Genomic DNA, 14,655 nt, shown 5'->3' with positions numbered 1-14,655 from the left:
GCACCGGTGTCCACGCTGCCCTCACCGCTTCCTCCCACGGAACTCGCGGAGCTCGACGGCCCGCAACTGTCCGCTCTCGCACTGGTTCTGCTCGGCAGCGACCTCGACGAGACCGTGGTCGCCCGAGTACTCGACGTCGAACCCGACCGTGCCCGCGCCGCTGTCGACGCGCTCCGCGCGGACGGCTGGGTCGACGAACGGGACGCGCTGGTTCTGGCGGACCACACGCATCTCACGACAACGCTCGGCGAAAACCGGCTGACCACGCTCGCTCGCCGCCTGCTCACCCATCACGTCGACGGCGGAACGCTCACGCTTCCCGTCGCCCGCGCGATCGCCGCGACCGGCACACCGAGCGACGATCTGAGCCAATTTCTCTGCGCCCAGGCCGAACTCGCCGAACCGGCCACCGCCGTCGCGTTGTATTCCGAAGCCTGCCGGGTCGGCAGGCTCGGCGACAGTGCCGTCGTCGCATACGCCGAGGCCAGCGCCCTGAACGGCGACCTCGACACCGCGGTCGGCCTGGCCGATTCGGTCCTCGAACGGCCCGGCACCGTCGGCGATGCGGAACTCGCTGCGGCGGTCAGGATTTCGGCCGCCGGCGCCGCGTTCTGCGGCATGATCGATCGCAGCGCCGAACTGTACGCCTGGCTCGGCGCCGACCGGGCGGGCGCCGACGCCTCCCTCGCGGCCTCCGTCCTGGTGGTGGCAGGGCGACTCGACGACGCCGAAGCCGTCCTCGCCACCAGCGCGGGCGCACCCCCCACCGCCGCCACCGCCGGAGCCGCACTCGTCGCGACCGGACTCGTCCAATCGGTGACCGCGTCCGCCAACGCCGCACTGAACTCACTGACGCGTGCGCTGTCGCTGCCCGGTCGCGCGTCCCGGCCACGGGTGCTGCCCGACTCGCCCGCCGCGATCACCGCCCTCGCCGCGCTCCACTGCGGCGAACTCGCCCACGCGGACGCCGTCCTCGCCCGGGCACGGGAAACCGAACGGCCCGGCAGTGTCACCGCTAACCGGCATCAGCTGCTCACCGCCTGGACATCGATGGTCCGCGGCGACCTCGCCGCGGCGCAGTCCCGGCTCGACGGCCTCGACGCCGCGTCGATGCGGCAACGCGATCTGCTGTTCGTCCACGGCCTGCGGGTCGGGCTGGCCCGGCGCACCGGCGACAACGCGGCACTGCTCCAGGCCTGGGCGGGCGCGCAGGGCGTGCTCGCCGAGTACTCGGTGGACCTGCTGAGCCTGCTGCCGCTCGGCGAACTGTGGCTGACGTCGATCCGGGTCGGCGAACCCGCCCGGATCACCCACCTCGTCGAGGACGCGCAATCGTTGCTGCGGACGCTCGGCGAGCCGGCGATGTGGGGTTCGGCGCTGCACTGGTACGGCGTGCAGGCCTCGATCCTCGCCGAATGCCCCGCAGACCTGATGCCCCACGCCCGCGCACTCGGCGATGCTGCCAAGGTCAGCACGTACGCGTCCGGGCTCGCCACCGCCGGTCGCGCCTGGCTGCGCGTGCTGCAGGGCGACATCGACGCCGCGTCCGTCGAGGACGCGGCCCGCACCCTCGACCGGATCGGCCTGCCGTGGGACGGTGCGCGCCTCGCGGGGGAAGCCGCGCTGCGCGCGTCCGACACGAGGGTCGCGACCACGCTGCTCCAGGTCGCGCGGGCCCTGCGGCAGCCGACGTCCGCGGGCAACGGTGCCGACTCCGCAGTCGTGTCGAGTCCGAGCACACCGGGATCGCTCACCGACCGCGAGGCCGAGGTGGCCGAACTGCTCGTCCAGGGGCTGACGTACCGGGAGATCGGGTCGCGCCTCTACATCTCCGCCAAGACCATCGAGCACCACGTCGCGCGGATCCGGCGGCGGCTGGGCGCCGGGTCGCGGTCCGAGCTGCTGTCGATGCTGCGTGCGATGGGCCACGGGTATTCCGCCGACTCCTGACCCGTGAGTACTTATTAACCGCGGGTGGTTAATAAGTACTCACGGGCGCCGGAGGCACAGCAGCGCCCGGTGTAACCATTCGACTGCGGCAGGCGACACACTGTGCACATGGTGCGATGACGCACTCCCTCGAACTGTGCCAGTAAGGATCTTTCATGACCACCGGAGTCGGACTCACCGTCGGCGATGCGGTTTCCACAGCGGTGGTGACCGCTTCCGGAACCGACGTGAGGACGATCGAACACCCGTCTGTCCTGTTCACGGCCCCGGACGGCACGGTTCAGCTCGGCGACCCCGGCACGGAATCGACCGGCGCCGTCCGCGACTTCCTGGCCCGCGTCGGTGAGCCCGCGGGCATCGAGTACGCGGGCTCGCTGACCCGCGCCGAGGACCTCGTCGCGACGGCGATGTTCTGCCTCTTCAGGGAGGCCGCGGACGGACTGTCGGGGACGGTGAAGGTCACCGCGACCCATCCGTCGGACTGGGCGCCGGAGATCGTCACGAAACTGCGCGAATCCCTCGACTACATGGGCCTGGGCGAGGCGACACTCATCCCGGAGTCGGTGGCGCTCGCCGCCTCGCCGGAGTCCCCGGCCCACGGCGCGGCACTGCTGGCGGCCGGGCTGGCACTGACCGACGAGGACACGAGCGCCGACACCGAGTCGATTCCGGTCGTCGAGGCCCCGATGCACACCGCGTACTCCGCGGTGACGGCGGTGCCCGCAGCCGCAGCCGCGGCCGCTGCCGCATATCCGCCCGCCGAGACCGAGGCGTCCGCTCCCACGAGTACACCGACGCCACCCGCCAAGCGCACGAACCGTCGGCCGCTGATCATCGCCGGTGTCGCCGCGGCCGCACTGGTGGTGGCAGGTGGGGCGCTCGCGTTCGCGCTCACCGGCAACGGCAGCACCGCGGTCCCGACGATCCAGGACGCCCAGACCGCGTCGGTGACGACGTCCAGCGCACGACCCACGACGGCCGCTTCCGTTGTCTTGCCGACGGCGAGCACGCAGGAGGTGGCCGTGACGACGGAGGTTCAGGCCCCCGTCCCGGTCGCTCCGCCGCCTGCACCGGTGGAGACGACATCCGTGTTCGTGCCGCCGCCTCCGCCCTCGACGACGACGCCGGAGATCACGCTTCCCTCGACCACCACGGTCACGCAGACCACCACCACGACGACGACCGCCGCTACGACCACGACGACGACGCCGGAGACGACCACCACAACAACAACCACGACGACGACGCTGAAGGAACCCGCGGCCGCGACCACCACCACGACCACGCCCGCAAAGCCTGCTCTCAAAAGCCCAGGTGAGTGAGGCTCTGGTCACACCTCCCCGACCGTCTGACTCGTCCGTAGCTTAAGGTGGGGCGCTGATACCCACCCCAGAAGGAATCCTCAGTGAACGGATTCCGTGCAGAAGGGATTTCATGCGTAACGTGCTGGCGCACCGCGCCGCTGTTGTAGGCGCCTCGGCAATGCTTCTTCTCTTTCCGTTTTCCACTGCCGCCCAGGCCGACCCTGTTACGCAGCCCGACACCACTCAGCTGAGCGCCGACAAGTTGCCGGCCGAACTCGTCGAGGCCATCACCCGCGACCTGAAGATCAGCCCGCAGGAGTACCTCGACCGCGCCGCGAAGGCACAGGAGCTGGGCAGTTACGCCGAGGACTTCCGGGAGCAGCATCCCGACGACTTCGCCGGGGCCTGGATCGGCCTCGACGGCCAGCCCGTCGTCGCGGTCACCACGAACGAGGCCGCCGACGCCGCAGCCAAGGCCGGGTACGACACCCGCATTGCGCCGGTGTCCGCGAACGGCCTGGAGAAGACCCTCTCCGACGTGAACGGCTGGATCGCGGGACTGCCGAAGGACGTGGCTTCCCAGGTCAACTCCGCGTCGATCGACGTCCTCGAGAACCGCGTCGTCATCGACGTCGTCAACAGCCCCATCGGCCAGGCGCTGAACCTGCCGACGCTGCTCGCGAACGTCAAGGTCATGCTGAGCCCCGGCGGCGGCGGTCCGGTGGAGCGCGGTCCCCTCGCCGGTGACACCTACATCACCACCGCGGGTGAGCTGCCGAAGACGCCGATCTCGGAGATCTCCGTCTGCTCGCTGGGCTTCAACGCCGTGGACGACAGCGGCCAGGCCGTGAACATCAGCGCCGGACACTGCAACCCTGCCGAGGGTCAGCCGTCGCCGGTGTTCCTTCCCAATCACCAGAACGTCGACGACAGCCAGCAGATCGGCGCCTTCTCGAAGTCGTCGGTGGGCAACCCGGCCGACAAGCTGGACTATTCGGTGATCAAGCTCAACGAGGCCGGCGTCAAGGCCGGTCTGGACCGTCCCGCGGTTCGTGGCGCGAACGGCACCACGCTGGAGATCACCGGCACCGCCCGGCCCGTCGTCGGCGCCCCGATCTGCAAGTCGGGTCAGACGTCGTCGTTCACGTGTGGTGTGGTGGCAGCCGATCACGTCGAGACGCAACTGTTCGTCGCCGACGGTTCGAGCCGCGTGGTCAACGGTTTCGCCGGCACGGCCTGCACCCTCGCGGGTGACAGCGGCGGCGCCATCGTGACCGGAACCCTGGCGTTGGGCATCACCAGTGGTTCCAACGCCAGTGGCGCCCCCAACTGCACGGAGGCGAACCTGGTGCTGGCACCGGAGGGTGGCACCGCCAGCCTCGGCATCCCCGTCGCGGACATCGTGGACACGCTCGGATCCGGGATGCGCGTGCGCACCATCTCCGACTAGTTCTGCTCCGCTTCACCCTGTGCCCGGTGTCCGTTCGCTCGGACACCGGGCACAGGTGTGTTCCGGCCTTGTGTCCGCTTTGTCCTGCAGCGTCGTCCACCGAGAGTGTTACAGGTGGGAATAGACGGGGCGAACCCATATAGTCGACTCCGACTGTGTACGGCCTTACCTGTCGGGGGGTCGTATTCGTATGCGCCCGCGAGGCGACTGCGAACAAACAAAAATAGAAAGGCCCCCATGCGAAGCTCCATCGCACGTCGTGCCGCCGTGTTCGGCTCCGCCGCGCTGCTGCTCCTCGGCCCGGTCGCCGCCTCCGCTCAGGCCGATCCGGTCGAGCCCGGAGTGTCCGGCCAGGCCGGCAAGCTTCCCGCGGAACTGATCGACGCGATCCAGCGTGATCTGTCGCTGAGCCCGGACCAGTACCTGGAGCACTCCGAGCTGGGCCAGAAGCTGGCCGAGTTCGCGAAGACCGCCCGCACCCAGTTCCCGGACGCGTTCGCCGGAACCTGGCTCGACAAGGCCGGCACCCCGATCGTCGGGCTCGCCGACGGCGCCGACAAGGACGCTGCGGTCGCCGCGGCCGAGAAGGCCGGCTTCCAGGTGAAGGATGTGGCACAGAGCGAGAGCAGCCTGCAGGCTCAGGTGAAGTCGCTCGACGGTTGGCTGGACACCCAGCCGCCCGCCGTCGCGGATCTCGTTCGCGGTGTGGCCATCGACATCGTGAACAACGATCTCGTGCTCCGCGCCGACAACGTGGGCGGGTTGCAGCTTCCGGACTTCCTGAAGGGCGCACGCGTCGTGCAGTCGCCCGCCACGGCCGCTCCGCTGCCGTCCACCGACCTCACCCCCATCGCCGAACCGCTCCCCGCCGACGCCCTGCTGGGCGGCGACGCGTACGGCTCGCTCGGCGGCGGAGTCGGGCTGCGCTGCTCGCTCGGTTTCAACGGCACCGACAGTTCGGGCGGCCCGGTGAACATCACGGCCGGACACTGCGACCCCAACCGGGAGGCTGCCGGCACCTCGGAGGCGTCGGAGGCGTTCTCTCTGGTCCCGGGTGGCACCGGTCCGCGGATCGGCACGTTCGCCAAGACCAGCCTGGACATTCACGACTACTCGATCATCCGGGCCGACGACAGCGCCGCACGCCGGTTCGAGAACAACGGCGTCCGGGTTCCCGGCGCCGCGCCGGTCGCCATCACCGGAACCGCCGACCCGATTGTCGGCGCCCCGGTGTGCAAGTCGGGTCTGACCACCGGTTTCACGTGCGGTGTCGTCACGTCCGTGGCACAGACCGTCTCGGTCGGTGAGCGCACGCTGGCCGACAGCTTCTCGACGAGCATGTGCGCCCTGCAGGGCGACAGCGGCGGCACGATCGTGACCGGCACGCTGGCACTCGGAATCTCGAGCGCGTCCAACGTCGGGCAGTACCCGATCTGCCAGGTCGCGGACGTCGTCACGTTCGTCCTCGGCGAGAGCCCCGAGTTGTTCGCCACGCCGATCAACGAGGTGCTGGCCGAGAACCCGGGTCTGCGCGTGCGCACCTCGTAACGCACTCCGCCTGCGACAGCGGCCCGCTTCCCTCTCGGGAGGCGGGCCGTTGTCGTCGGTCGTGCACTCGGGCCGCGTAGGGCCGGACCGCTCGCGCGTCGCGCAGGGTGGTGCAAGGAACAGTTGTTTTCCGCAGTGATCGAGGACAGCGCGACGCGGGTGGCCGACAGCCAGACGGACATGATCGATCGCCACCTCGGTGACGTGAACGACCTCGAGTCGGACCTCGTCGCACTCGGCCGTGAGTGGGTCACGATCCCCACCCGGGATTTCGCGGACCATTTCGCTATGGTTCGGCAGATCAACGCGGAGGCTGCCCACTTCCCGCAGGCCGCGCTCGACGCCTGGCAGGAGGCCGGACCGCGCCGTCGGCGATCGTCACTGACGGGGTCGCGGCCTTCCTCGACGGCTACCGAGCGCGCGGGAAGTGATCAGGTGGTGGGCTCGGGCGCGGGTGGAACGAACGGCGTGTTGATGGTGACGAGGTACTGGATTCCGAGGATCACCAGTGCGGCGCCGCCCACGAAGATGGTTCCCGCCAGCCCGCCGGCGGCGAATCCCGCCAGCAGCCCGCCGAGGCACCCGACCGGCGTGCCGATCACGGTCACGGCGAACAGGCCGCACCCGACCGCGAGACCCACGGCACCGAAGATCACACCGAAGATCAGACCGCCGATCAGCGTCGCGTAACCGAGGTAGCTGTTGAAGTCGGCGAGAGCCGAATCGTCGCGCTCTTCCTGAGTGTCGAAACCGTCCTGCGCAACCGATTTCAGGGCCGACGCGACGTCGGCGGGAACGTGTGGGGTGAGCGTCACCGTCCGCCCGTCGAGGTCGGCGTCGATCGGATAGACGGCGTCGCCGACGCGAATCGTGAGCGGCAGCGCAGCCACCACCTTGCCGCCGTCGTCCACCACCTCGATCGCTTCCCGGGTGTCGGTGATCCGGAAGGCGCCCGCGTCGATCGACGTGACGACGGACTCCCCCTCGGCGTGCGCCTCGTAGCCGATGTCGGACGAATCCTGCTGCGCCAGTGGAGCTGTGTGTGCGGTCCCCGCGGAGATTCCGAGTGCCGCGACGACGAGGAACACTGCTCCGGTGACGGCCCGCAGGTTCCGTGCGAACCGGCCGCTCATGCCGTGGGTTCCGGTGCGACGAACGGGCTGTTGATGGTGTTGAAGTACTGGATTCCCAGAACCACCAGGGCGCCACCACCGACGACGATGGTGCCGGCAAGCGCGACGACGGGCGCGACGATCAGCGCACCTCCGATGCACCCGGCCACCGGGCCGGCGAGGCCGAGAAATGGAATCACCAACGCGGCCGTGCCGGGGATGACACCGATCGCGCAACCGATCGCCCCGCCGATGATGGCGGCGACGATCGCGGTGATCGCGCTCGTGATCCCGAGCTGCTGCTGAAAGTCGTCGAGTGCGCGGTCGTCGCGTTCCTGCTTGTCCTGCGGTGCGGCGACGTCGTCGAGGGTCAGCCGCTCCGACACGGGGACGGGGGTCGCTGCCGACGGATCCATGTTCGGGGCGAGTCTCAGGACGCGAGCGGTCTCGTCGACCGTAACGGCGAAGGGATGCTGCAGGTCGTCGACCCGGAAGAACGTGGGAATGGACGCGACGACGCGGCCGCCGTCGTCGACCACGTCGACGGTGTCGTTCGCGGCGTTGATCGAGAAGGCGCCGGCGTCGAGGGTGGCCACAGCGGCGTCACCGTCGCGGGCGGTCTGGTAGTTGATGTTCGGGATGCCCTGTTCCGTACCCGGCTGGGGTGCGGCGGCCGGATCAGCGTATGACGTGGCCGCCCCGACACCCATCGCCGCGACGACGAGCAGGGAGGTGGCAGTAAACCGTCGGAGGTTCATCGAGATCCGTTTCGAGAGCAGCGCTGTGACGGACGAAGGTTAGCCTAAGCATGGGCTCACCAGGCAGGTCACCTCCGCCGGTGTGACGAGGTTCACTTACGCGAGGCCGCACAAGGACGAACCGCCCGCCTCCGAAGGGAGGCGGGCGGTTCGAGGTACTGCGGGGTGCGGCTACTTCACCCACTTCGCCATGCAGGTAGGCCCTGCTCACATCTCTCGTGAAGACGTCAGAGCAGCTTCGGTCCGACCGTCACGATTGTGATCACGTAGCCAAAGATGTCGGCCAAGATGCCAAACAGTTCCGCCATGGATTCTCACACCTCTCCTGGGCGCCTGCGCCCTGACAACTGGCTACTTCGCCTTCTTGTCGTTCTTCGCCCAGATCGTGGTGCCCTCGGGCGCCGCAAGCGTCTGGGCCAGCTGGATACCCGCAATGACGAGCGTCGGCCCACCGACTACGACGGTTCCGGCGATTGCGCCGACTGCCGCGAACACCGGGACGGTCGCCAGCGCCACAGGCCCCGCAATCAGGCCGACCAATCCGATCGCGCCTCCCACGACAGTGCCGGCCAGCCCACCGACCGCAGAGGCCAGTGCAAGTTGCTGACCGAAATTGGCCTGCGCACGGGTGTTTTCTTCGACCGAAGCAACATCGTGCAGCGGGAGATCAGCGTCTGCGATCGGCGTCGCCTGTGCGCGATCGATGACCGGCGTCAACGTGAGCGTCTTACCGTCATCGCTGACCTTCTCTTCGAAAGGGAACTGCAGACCGTCGAACCGGTACGCGAGGGGCAGCGAGACGACGGCATTTCCAGCACCGTCTTCGAGCGCAACAGATTGCCCATCCGACGACACGACGAATGCACCTGCATCGATCTTCGTGACGACGGCACGATCCTCAACGTGAGTCTCGTAGCCGATCTGCCCCTGAGGCTCGGCCGGATCAGCGATCGCAAGCCCAGATCCTGTGGCGAAGATACTCGCCACCAAAGCCGATGTCGTGACGACTCGACGCAACTTCATTCGGTTCCCCTTATAAGTCCAACCCCATCCGTTGCTAAACAGTAACTTGCTGATGTGATAGATCCCAATTGAGACTCGACTCGAGAAAAGTGCCGAAATAATAGTCGGCGAGGGGTTATGAAATTTCGCCCCGGGACGGGACTCCGACCGAATTTGAAGAATGGCACCAGTCGCTGGTGTCGTTATTCCTACAGAAAGCGGGGAACCGGTCGGTTTCTTTGAGCGGCCCCACACACGACTCGGCCCCGCCGTGCAGGACACGACGGGGCCGGGCGCTGATGCGAGGGGCCCTACTCGTCCCTGTCCGCGTACATCGACGTCCCCGGAGCGGCGTTGTACGTCTCCCACAACTGATATGCGCTGACGCCGAGAGTCGGGCCGCCGGCGACGATGGTTCCAATAACCCCGCCGATACCGGCTCCGGTCACCAGTCCGGCGACACAGCCAGCGGGAAGTGTTGCGATACAGCCGATTCCGGCTCCAGCAATGGTTCCGACCAGGCTTCCGACCGTGACGGCGATGCCGACCTGCGCACCGAACTGGGCGAACGCCCTGTCGTTCTCCTCACGGGACGCGACGTCGTTGAACGGAAGCGTCCCGGGTGCCGTGGACGTCACGGCCGGCGCCGGCGCCGGAACCGGTCCCGCATGTGACACTCCGGCAGCAAGCCCCATGGCGGCGACCGCCATCCCTGCCGTGACTGCAGCTTGTCTCACGATCATTGATGCCTCATTTCAGGAGCGTCCCGACGAAGTTCTGGTGTGATCGAAGTGCACTGCTCGGCCCCCCGTGTGACCGCTGGCCAGGGCCGGAAAACACGCTCAGAGTAACAGCGGAATCACGGCCGAAATGTTCATTGACGAAAAATTCATCACACCCGCAAGTTACCGATCAGTAGCGATTCGAATGGGTGTAATTCGCGCGAATTGCACGGCCTGAATTACCTCACCCGGGACGGATTTCGGCAGCGTCGACGTGAGCACCCGAAATAGTTGCCCATCGTTATCCGGTCGCAATGCAAACGCGTCGAATTCGTGACGAAAACGACCGTCGGAGCCCTCTCGCGAAGCAGGCGGGTACCGCTTCCGGCGGCAGCCGGCCGAAGTTAGGGCGACCTTGGGTGAACGCCGCGATTCCGACCCTTTAACGTGGCGAACAGAAAGTCCGATTGTGGCATGCACCACATGCCCCATCGGCGCCCGAGCTGCAGAGATCCCGCTGAGCGCCGGTAAGTTACCCGCAGGTACACTGAATAAGTTACTAGCGGGTAACTTAGCAAGCGTTAGGATCACGAGCAGTCCCGAGGTGGCCGCCCTGCCGCCCTGAAACGAAAGGCCGCGACATGAATGCCCTGACGATCACGTTGGGCACCATCGGCGTGCTGCTGAGCCTCGTATGTTGGTTCTCCTTCATCACTGGCGCATTGAAGATGGTCAACGTCGTCCGGATCGGCCAGTCGGCCCCGGACCGATGGCGTCCCTTTTTCCCGCGCTTCAAGCAGATGTGTGTGGAGTTCATCGCGCACACCCGCATGAGCAAGTTCCGCACCGTCGGCTGGGCTCACTGGCTGGTCATGGTCGGGTTCATGCTCGGAGCCATCGTGTGGTTCGAGGCGTACGGGCAGACGTTCGACCCGGCGTTCCACTGGCCACTGGTCGGTAACACCGCCGTCTACCACTTCATCGACGAGATCCTGGGCCTCGGCACGGTCATCGGTATCACCACGCTGATCGTGATCCGCCAGCTCAATCACCCCCGCGTGCCCGCCCGGCTGTCCCGGTTCAGTGGCTCCGATTTCAAGGCCGCGTACTTCGTCGAGGCCGTCGTCCTCATCGAAGGCCTGGGCATGATCTTCGTGAAGGCTGGCAAGATCGCCACCTACGGCCACGCCAACCCGTGGACCGACTTCTTCACGATGAACCTCGCGAAGCTGCTGCCCGCGAGCCCGAACATGGTCGCGTTCTTCGCCTTCGTCAAGCTGATGTCGGGCATGATCTGGCTCTACGTCGTCGGACGCAACATCACCTGGGGTGTCGCCTGGCACCGCTTCGCGGCGTTCGCGAACATCTACTTCAAGCGTGAGGACGACGGCGACGTCGCCCTCGGTGCGGCCAAGCCGATGATGTCGGGTGGCAAGCCCATCAACATGGAGGACGCCGATCCGGATACCGACACGTTCGGCGCCGGCAACATCGAGGACTTCTCCTGGAAGGGCTGGCTGGACTTCACCACCTGCACCGAGTGCGGGCGCTGCCAGTCGCAGTGTCCCGCCTGGAACACCGGCAAGCCGCTGTCCCCGAAGCTGCTGATCACCTCGCTGCGTGACCACGGTTACGCGAAGGCCCCGTACCTGCTGGCCGGTGGCCGCAAGGACATGGGGGGCGACGAGATCGGCCTGGTGGACGGCGACGGCGCCGTGGACGAGACCAAACTGGCCGCAATCCCCGAGGCTGCGCGCCGGGAGGCCGAGCGCAAGCTGGTCGGCGAGACCGTCGAAGGCGAGCTGGCCCCGGTCATCGACGCCGAGACGCTGTGGAGCTGCACCAACTGCGGCGCGTGTGTCGAGCAGTGCCCCGTCGACATCGAGCACGTCGACCACATCATCGACATGCGCCGCTACCAGGTGCTGATCGAGTCGGAGTTCCCGTCCGAGCTGGCCGGCCTGTTCAAGAACCTCGAGAACAAGGGCAACCCCTGGGGTCAGAACTCCAAGGACCGTCTCAACTGGATCAGTGAGATGGACTTCGAGATCCCGGTGTTCGGCCAGGATGCCGACAGCTTCGAGGACTACGAGTACCTGTTCTGGGTCGGCTGCGCCGGCGCCTACGAGGACCGGGCCAAGAAGACCACCAAGGCCGTCGCCGAGCTGCTCGCCACCGCCGGCGTGAAGTTCATGGTCCTCGGCGCCGACGAGACGTGCACCGGTGACTCCGCTCGCCGCGCAGGAAACGAATTCCTGTTCCAGCAGCTCGCCATGCAGAACATCGAGTTGCTGAACTCGGTCTTCGACGGCGTCGAGCAGCGCAAGCGCAAGATCGTCGTCACCTGCGCGCACTGCTTCAACGCCCTCGGCAACGAGTACCCGGAGGTCGGCGGCGACTACGAGGTGGTTCACCACACTCAGCTGCTCAACCGCCTGGTCCGTCAGAAGAAGCTGATCCCGGTCGCATCCGTCGGGGAGGACGTCACCTACCACGACCCCTGCTTCCTCGGCCGCCACAACAAGGTCTACGACGCTCCCCGCGAGCTGATGGAGGCCTCCGGCGCCAAGTTGAAGGAAATGCCCCGGCACGGCGAACGGTCCATGTGCTGTGGTGCCGGTGGTGCCCGCATGTGGATGGAAGAGAACATCGGCAAGCGCATCAACATCGACCGGGTCGACGAGGCGCTCAGCACGGATCCGAAGAAGATCGCGACCGGCTGCCCGTTCTGCCGCGTCATGCTCACCGACGGTGTCACCGCTCGCCAGGAGTCCGGCCAGGGCGAGGGCGTCGAGGTCGTCGACGTCGCCCAGCTGATGCTCTCGTCCATCACGCGTCTCGAGCCCGAGAAGCTGAGCGAGAACATCAAGGTCATTCCCCGCGAGAAGCCGGCCGAACCGGCCGGATCGCCGGCAGCAGCCGAGGCCACGGCCGAGGTAATCGAGAAGGAGCGCGTCGAAGAGGTCGAGGAGGCCGCTGGAACGCCGGCCGCCACGGAAGCTCCGGCGGGCAAGGGCCTGGCGATGAAGGGCCTGGCCAAGGCACCCGGGGCGAAGGCTCCCGGCGCCAAGGCACCCGGCAAGGGACTCGGCATGGCAGGCGGAGCGAAGGCTCCCGGCGCCAAGAAGGCCGCTCCCGCTCCAGCCGAGGCTGCCGGTACGGAGACGCCCGCAGCGGAGGCACCCAAGCCCAAGGGTCTGGGACTCGCCGGCGGTGCGAAGGCACCGGGCGGCAAGGGTCTGCAGATGAAGGGTGCCGCCAAGGCCCCCGGCGCGAAGGCCGCCGCTCCGGCTGCCGACGCACCGGCGGCAGAGGCTCCCGCAGCGGAAACCCCTGCTCAGGACGCCCCCGCGGCGAAGCCGAAGGGACTCGGACTCGCGTCCGGCGCCAAGGCACCGGGCAAGGGTCTGCAGATGAAGGGCAAGGCGAAGGCTCCCGGCGCGAAGGCCGCTCCCGCGGATGCTCCCGCCGAGCCGGCAGTCGCCGAACCCCAGGCTGCCGAACCGCAGGTCGCCGACACCTCCTCCGCTTCGGAGGCCCCCGCAGCCGAGGCGCCGAAGGCTCCCCCGGCGGCGAAGGCCGGTGGGCTCGGTTTCAAGAGCGGCGCCAAGGCTCCCGGAGCCCGAAAGGCCGCGGCCCCCAAGGCCGCAGCTCCGAAGGCCGAAGCACCAAAGGCGGAGGCTCCCGCAGCTGAAGCGCCGAAGGTCGAGGCAACCGAGACCGCGGCTCCGAAGGTCGAGGAGTCGAACGGCGACGGATCCAACGGCAAGGCACCGGAAACGGTGAAGGCTCCGCCGCCGGCCAAGCCCGGCGGACTCGGTTTCAAGGCAGGCGCGAAGGCACCCGGCCGGAAGAGCTAGCCGACAGCAGTGAACAGCAGCGCCCCCACCGTGATCGGTGGGGCGCTGCTGTTTTCCGTGACGGCCCGCGTTGCGAACCGAGTACCCTCCGACATGATGAATTCGGGCGCCGATCTCACCGTTCGCCGCGCCGCCACCTACACGGTGGCGGTGATGGGCGGTGCAGTCGTCGTTGCGCTCCTCTCGGTCGCGTGGATGTCGATCGGGTCCGGCGATTGCGCCGAGTCGATGATGGAGTGTGCCGGCGGGGAGAAGTACGTCCTCGTCTTCGGCCCACCCGCGTTGCTGCTCCTGGGCGGGGTCGGAGCCTTCGTGCAGACCTACCGGGTGTGGCGGGCCGGTGGCCGGTGGCCGATCTGGCACGGTGCGGGCTGGATGTTGTTCGTGTTCATGCTCATCTACGCCTCACTGTCGGCCGGCGCACTCACCGAGGTCTGACCTACCGCGGTTCGGCGCCGCCGTATCCCGGCATTCCGCCGCCCATCGGCTGGGCGGGTGGCAGGTTCTGCACCGTGTACTCCTGCCGGGTGTCGTCCTGCCTGGTCTCGCCGGCCGACGAGGCCTGTTCGACGGACGAGGTTGTGGTGGTTGTCGCCGAGGGTGTGTCGTCCTGGCCGATCAGTTGGGCGGCCGCCGCGCTGCACCGAGGAGGACGAGTGCGGCGGCGCTGGCCGCCACCATCCATCCCCGGATACCCGACCTCGGTGTCATTCTCACCGGCACACTGGTCGGCGCGACAACGAGGGTCGGCGCCTCGGCTGATGCGGACGGGGGCATCACGCGCGCCGACGCCGCCCCCGAGCAGATCTCGCGTGTCGCGCTGACGGCCCTTCGGTTCTGGCGATCCCAGGCGGGACGCCCGGCCATCGACACCGCGACGGTTCAGGCGTGCGCGTGCGCGGCGCGTTCCTGCGAGGCTCTGCTCGCGCGGTGACCGGCCGGTTCACCC

Annotated in this window: 11 protein-coding genes; 7 read left to right on the top strand and 4 right to left on the bottom strand. The window is 67.9% G+C overall.

The window, feature by feature from the left end; translation table 11 throughout:
* Positions 1–6: 6 nt before the first annotated feature.
* The 4 genes from ACLIVD_RS09075 to ACLIVD_RS09060 all read left to right on the top strand — a co-directional run bounded on the left by ACLIVD_RS09075 (position 7) and on the right by ACLIVD_RS09060 (position 6,252).
* Positions 7–1,950 carry a LuxR C-terminal-related transcriptional regulator gene (locus ACLIVD_RS09075; RefSeq protein WP_491932330.1) on the top strand — a complete coding sequence of 648 codons (1,944 nt, stop codon included), beginning with the start codon at positions 7–9 and terminating at the stop codon, positions 1,948–1,950.
* Positions 1,951–2,105: 155 nt separating this feature from the next.
* Positions 2,106–3,272 carry a hypothetical protein gene (locus ACLIVD_RS09070; protein ID WP_283333489.1) on the top strand — a complete coding sequence of 389 codons (1,167 nt, stop codon included), beginning with the start codon at positions 2,106–2,108 and terminating at the stop codon, positions 3,270–3,272.
* Between the two features lie 112 nt (positions 3,273–3,384).
* Positions 3,385–4,704, top strand: a complete 1,320-nt coding sequence (locus ACLIVD_RS09065) for a S1 family peptidase (protein WP_283333488.1) — start codon at positions 3,385–3,387, stop codon at positions 4,702–4,704.
* A 237-nt stretch (positions 4,705–4,941) separates the two neighbouring features.
* The gene (locus ACLIVD_RS09060) at positions 4,942–6,252 is read left to right on the top strand and encodes a S1 family peptidase (protein WP_491932329.1); all 1,311 of its coding nucleotides are present in this window, start codon (positions 4,942–4,944) and stop codon (positions 6,250–6,252) included.
* A gap of 431 nt (positions 6,253–6,683) precedes the next feature.
* On the opposite strand, the gene ACLIVD_RS09055 is transcribed toward ACLIVD_RS09060, so the two are convergent.
* The 4 genes from ACLIVD_RS09055 to ACLIVD_RS09040 all read right to left on the bottom strand — a co-directional run bounded on the left by ACLIVD_RS09055 (position 6,684) and on the right by ACLIVD_RS09040 (position 9,867).
* Entirely contained in the window at positions 6,684–7,385 is a 702-nt protein-coding gene (locus tag ACLIVD_RS09055; protein ID WP_283333486.1) for a DUF8020 domain-containing protein, read from the bottom strand.
* On the bottom strand, positions 7,382–8,122 hold the full coding sequence (locus ACLIVD_RS09050) for a DUF8020 domain-containing protein (RefSeq protein WP_283333485.1): 741 nt from the start codon (positions 8,120–8,122) through the stop codon (positions 7,382–7,384). The genes ACLIVD_RS09055 and ACLIVD_RS09050 overlap by 4 nt, the downstream gene beginning before the upstream one ends.
* A 351-nt stretch (positions 8,123–8,473) precedes the next feature.
* Complete coding sequence (locus tag ACLIVD_RS09045) at positions 8,474–9,145, bottom strand: DUF8020 domain-containing protein (protein WP_491932328.1); 672 nt, start codon at positions 9,143–9,145, stop codon at positions 8,474–8,476.
* Between the two features lie 290 nt (positions 9,146–9,435).
* Positions 9,436–9,867 carry a hypothetical protein gene (locus ACLIVD_RS09040; protein ID WP_283333483.1) on the bottom strand — a complete coding sequence of 144 codons (432 nt, stop codon included), beginning with the start codon at positions 9,865–9,867 and terminating at the stop codon, positions 9,436–9,438.
* 620 nt (positions 9,868–10,487) lie between these two features.
* Between ACLIVD_RS09040 and ACLIVD_RS09035 the strand changes: the two genes are divergently transcribed.
* The 3 genes from ACLIVD_RS09035 to ACLIVD_RS09025 all read left to right on the top strand — a co-directional run bounded on the left by ACLIVD_RS09035 (position 10,488) and on the right by ACLIVD_RS09025 (position 14,640).
* Positions 10,488–13,706, top strand: coding sequence for a heterodisulfide reductase-related iron-sulfur binding cluster (locus ACLIVD_RS09035; RefSeq protein ID WP_491932327.1), 3,219 nt, complete (start codon positions 10,488–10,490; stop codon positions 13,704–13,706).
* 9 nt (positions 13,707–13,715) lie between these two features.
* The gene (locus ACLIVD_RS09030; protein WP_491932326.1) at positions 13,716–14,144 is read left to right on the top strand and encodes a hypothetical protein; all 429 of its coding nucleotides are present in this window, start codon (positions 13,716–13,718) and stop codon (positions 14,142–14,144) included.
* A 184-nt stretch (positions 14,145–14,328) separates the two neighbouring features.
* Entirely contained in the window at positions 14,329–14,640 is a 312-nt protein-coding gene (locus ACLIVD_RS09025) for a hypothetical protein (RefSeq protein WP_491932325.1), read from the top strand.
* The last annotated feature ends 15 nt before the right edge of the window (positions 14,641–14,655 follow it).

Source organism: Rhodococcus sp. G6(2025) (assembly GCF_058628105.1).
The sequence above is the reverse complement of the archived record's forward strand: the minus strand, read 5'-3'. Positions and strand labels throughout refer to the sequence as shown.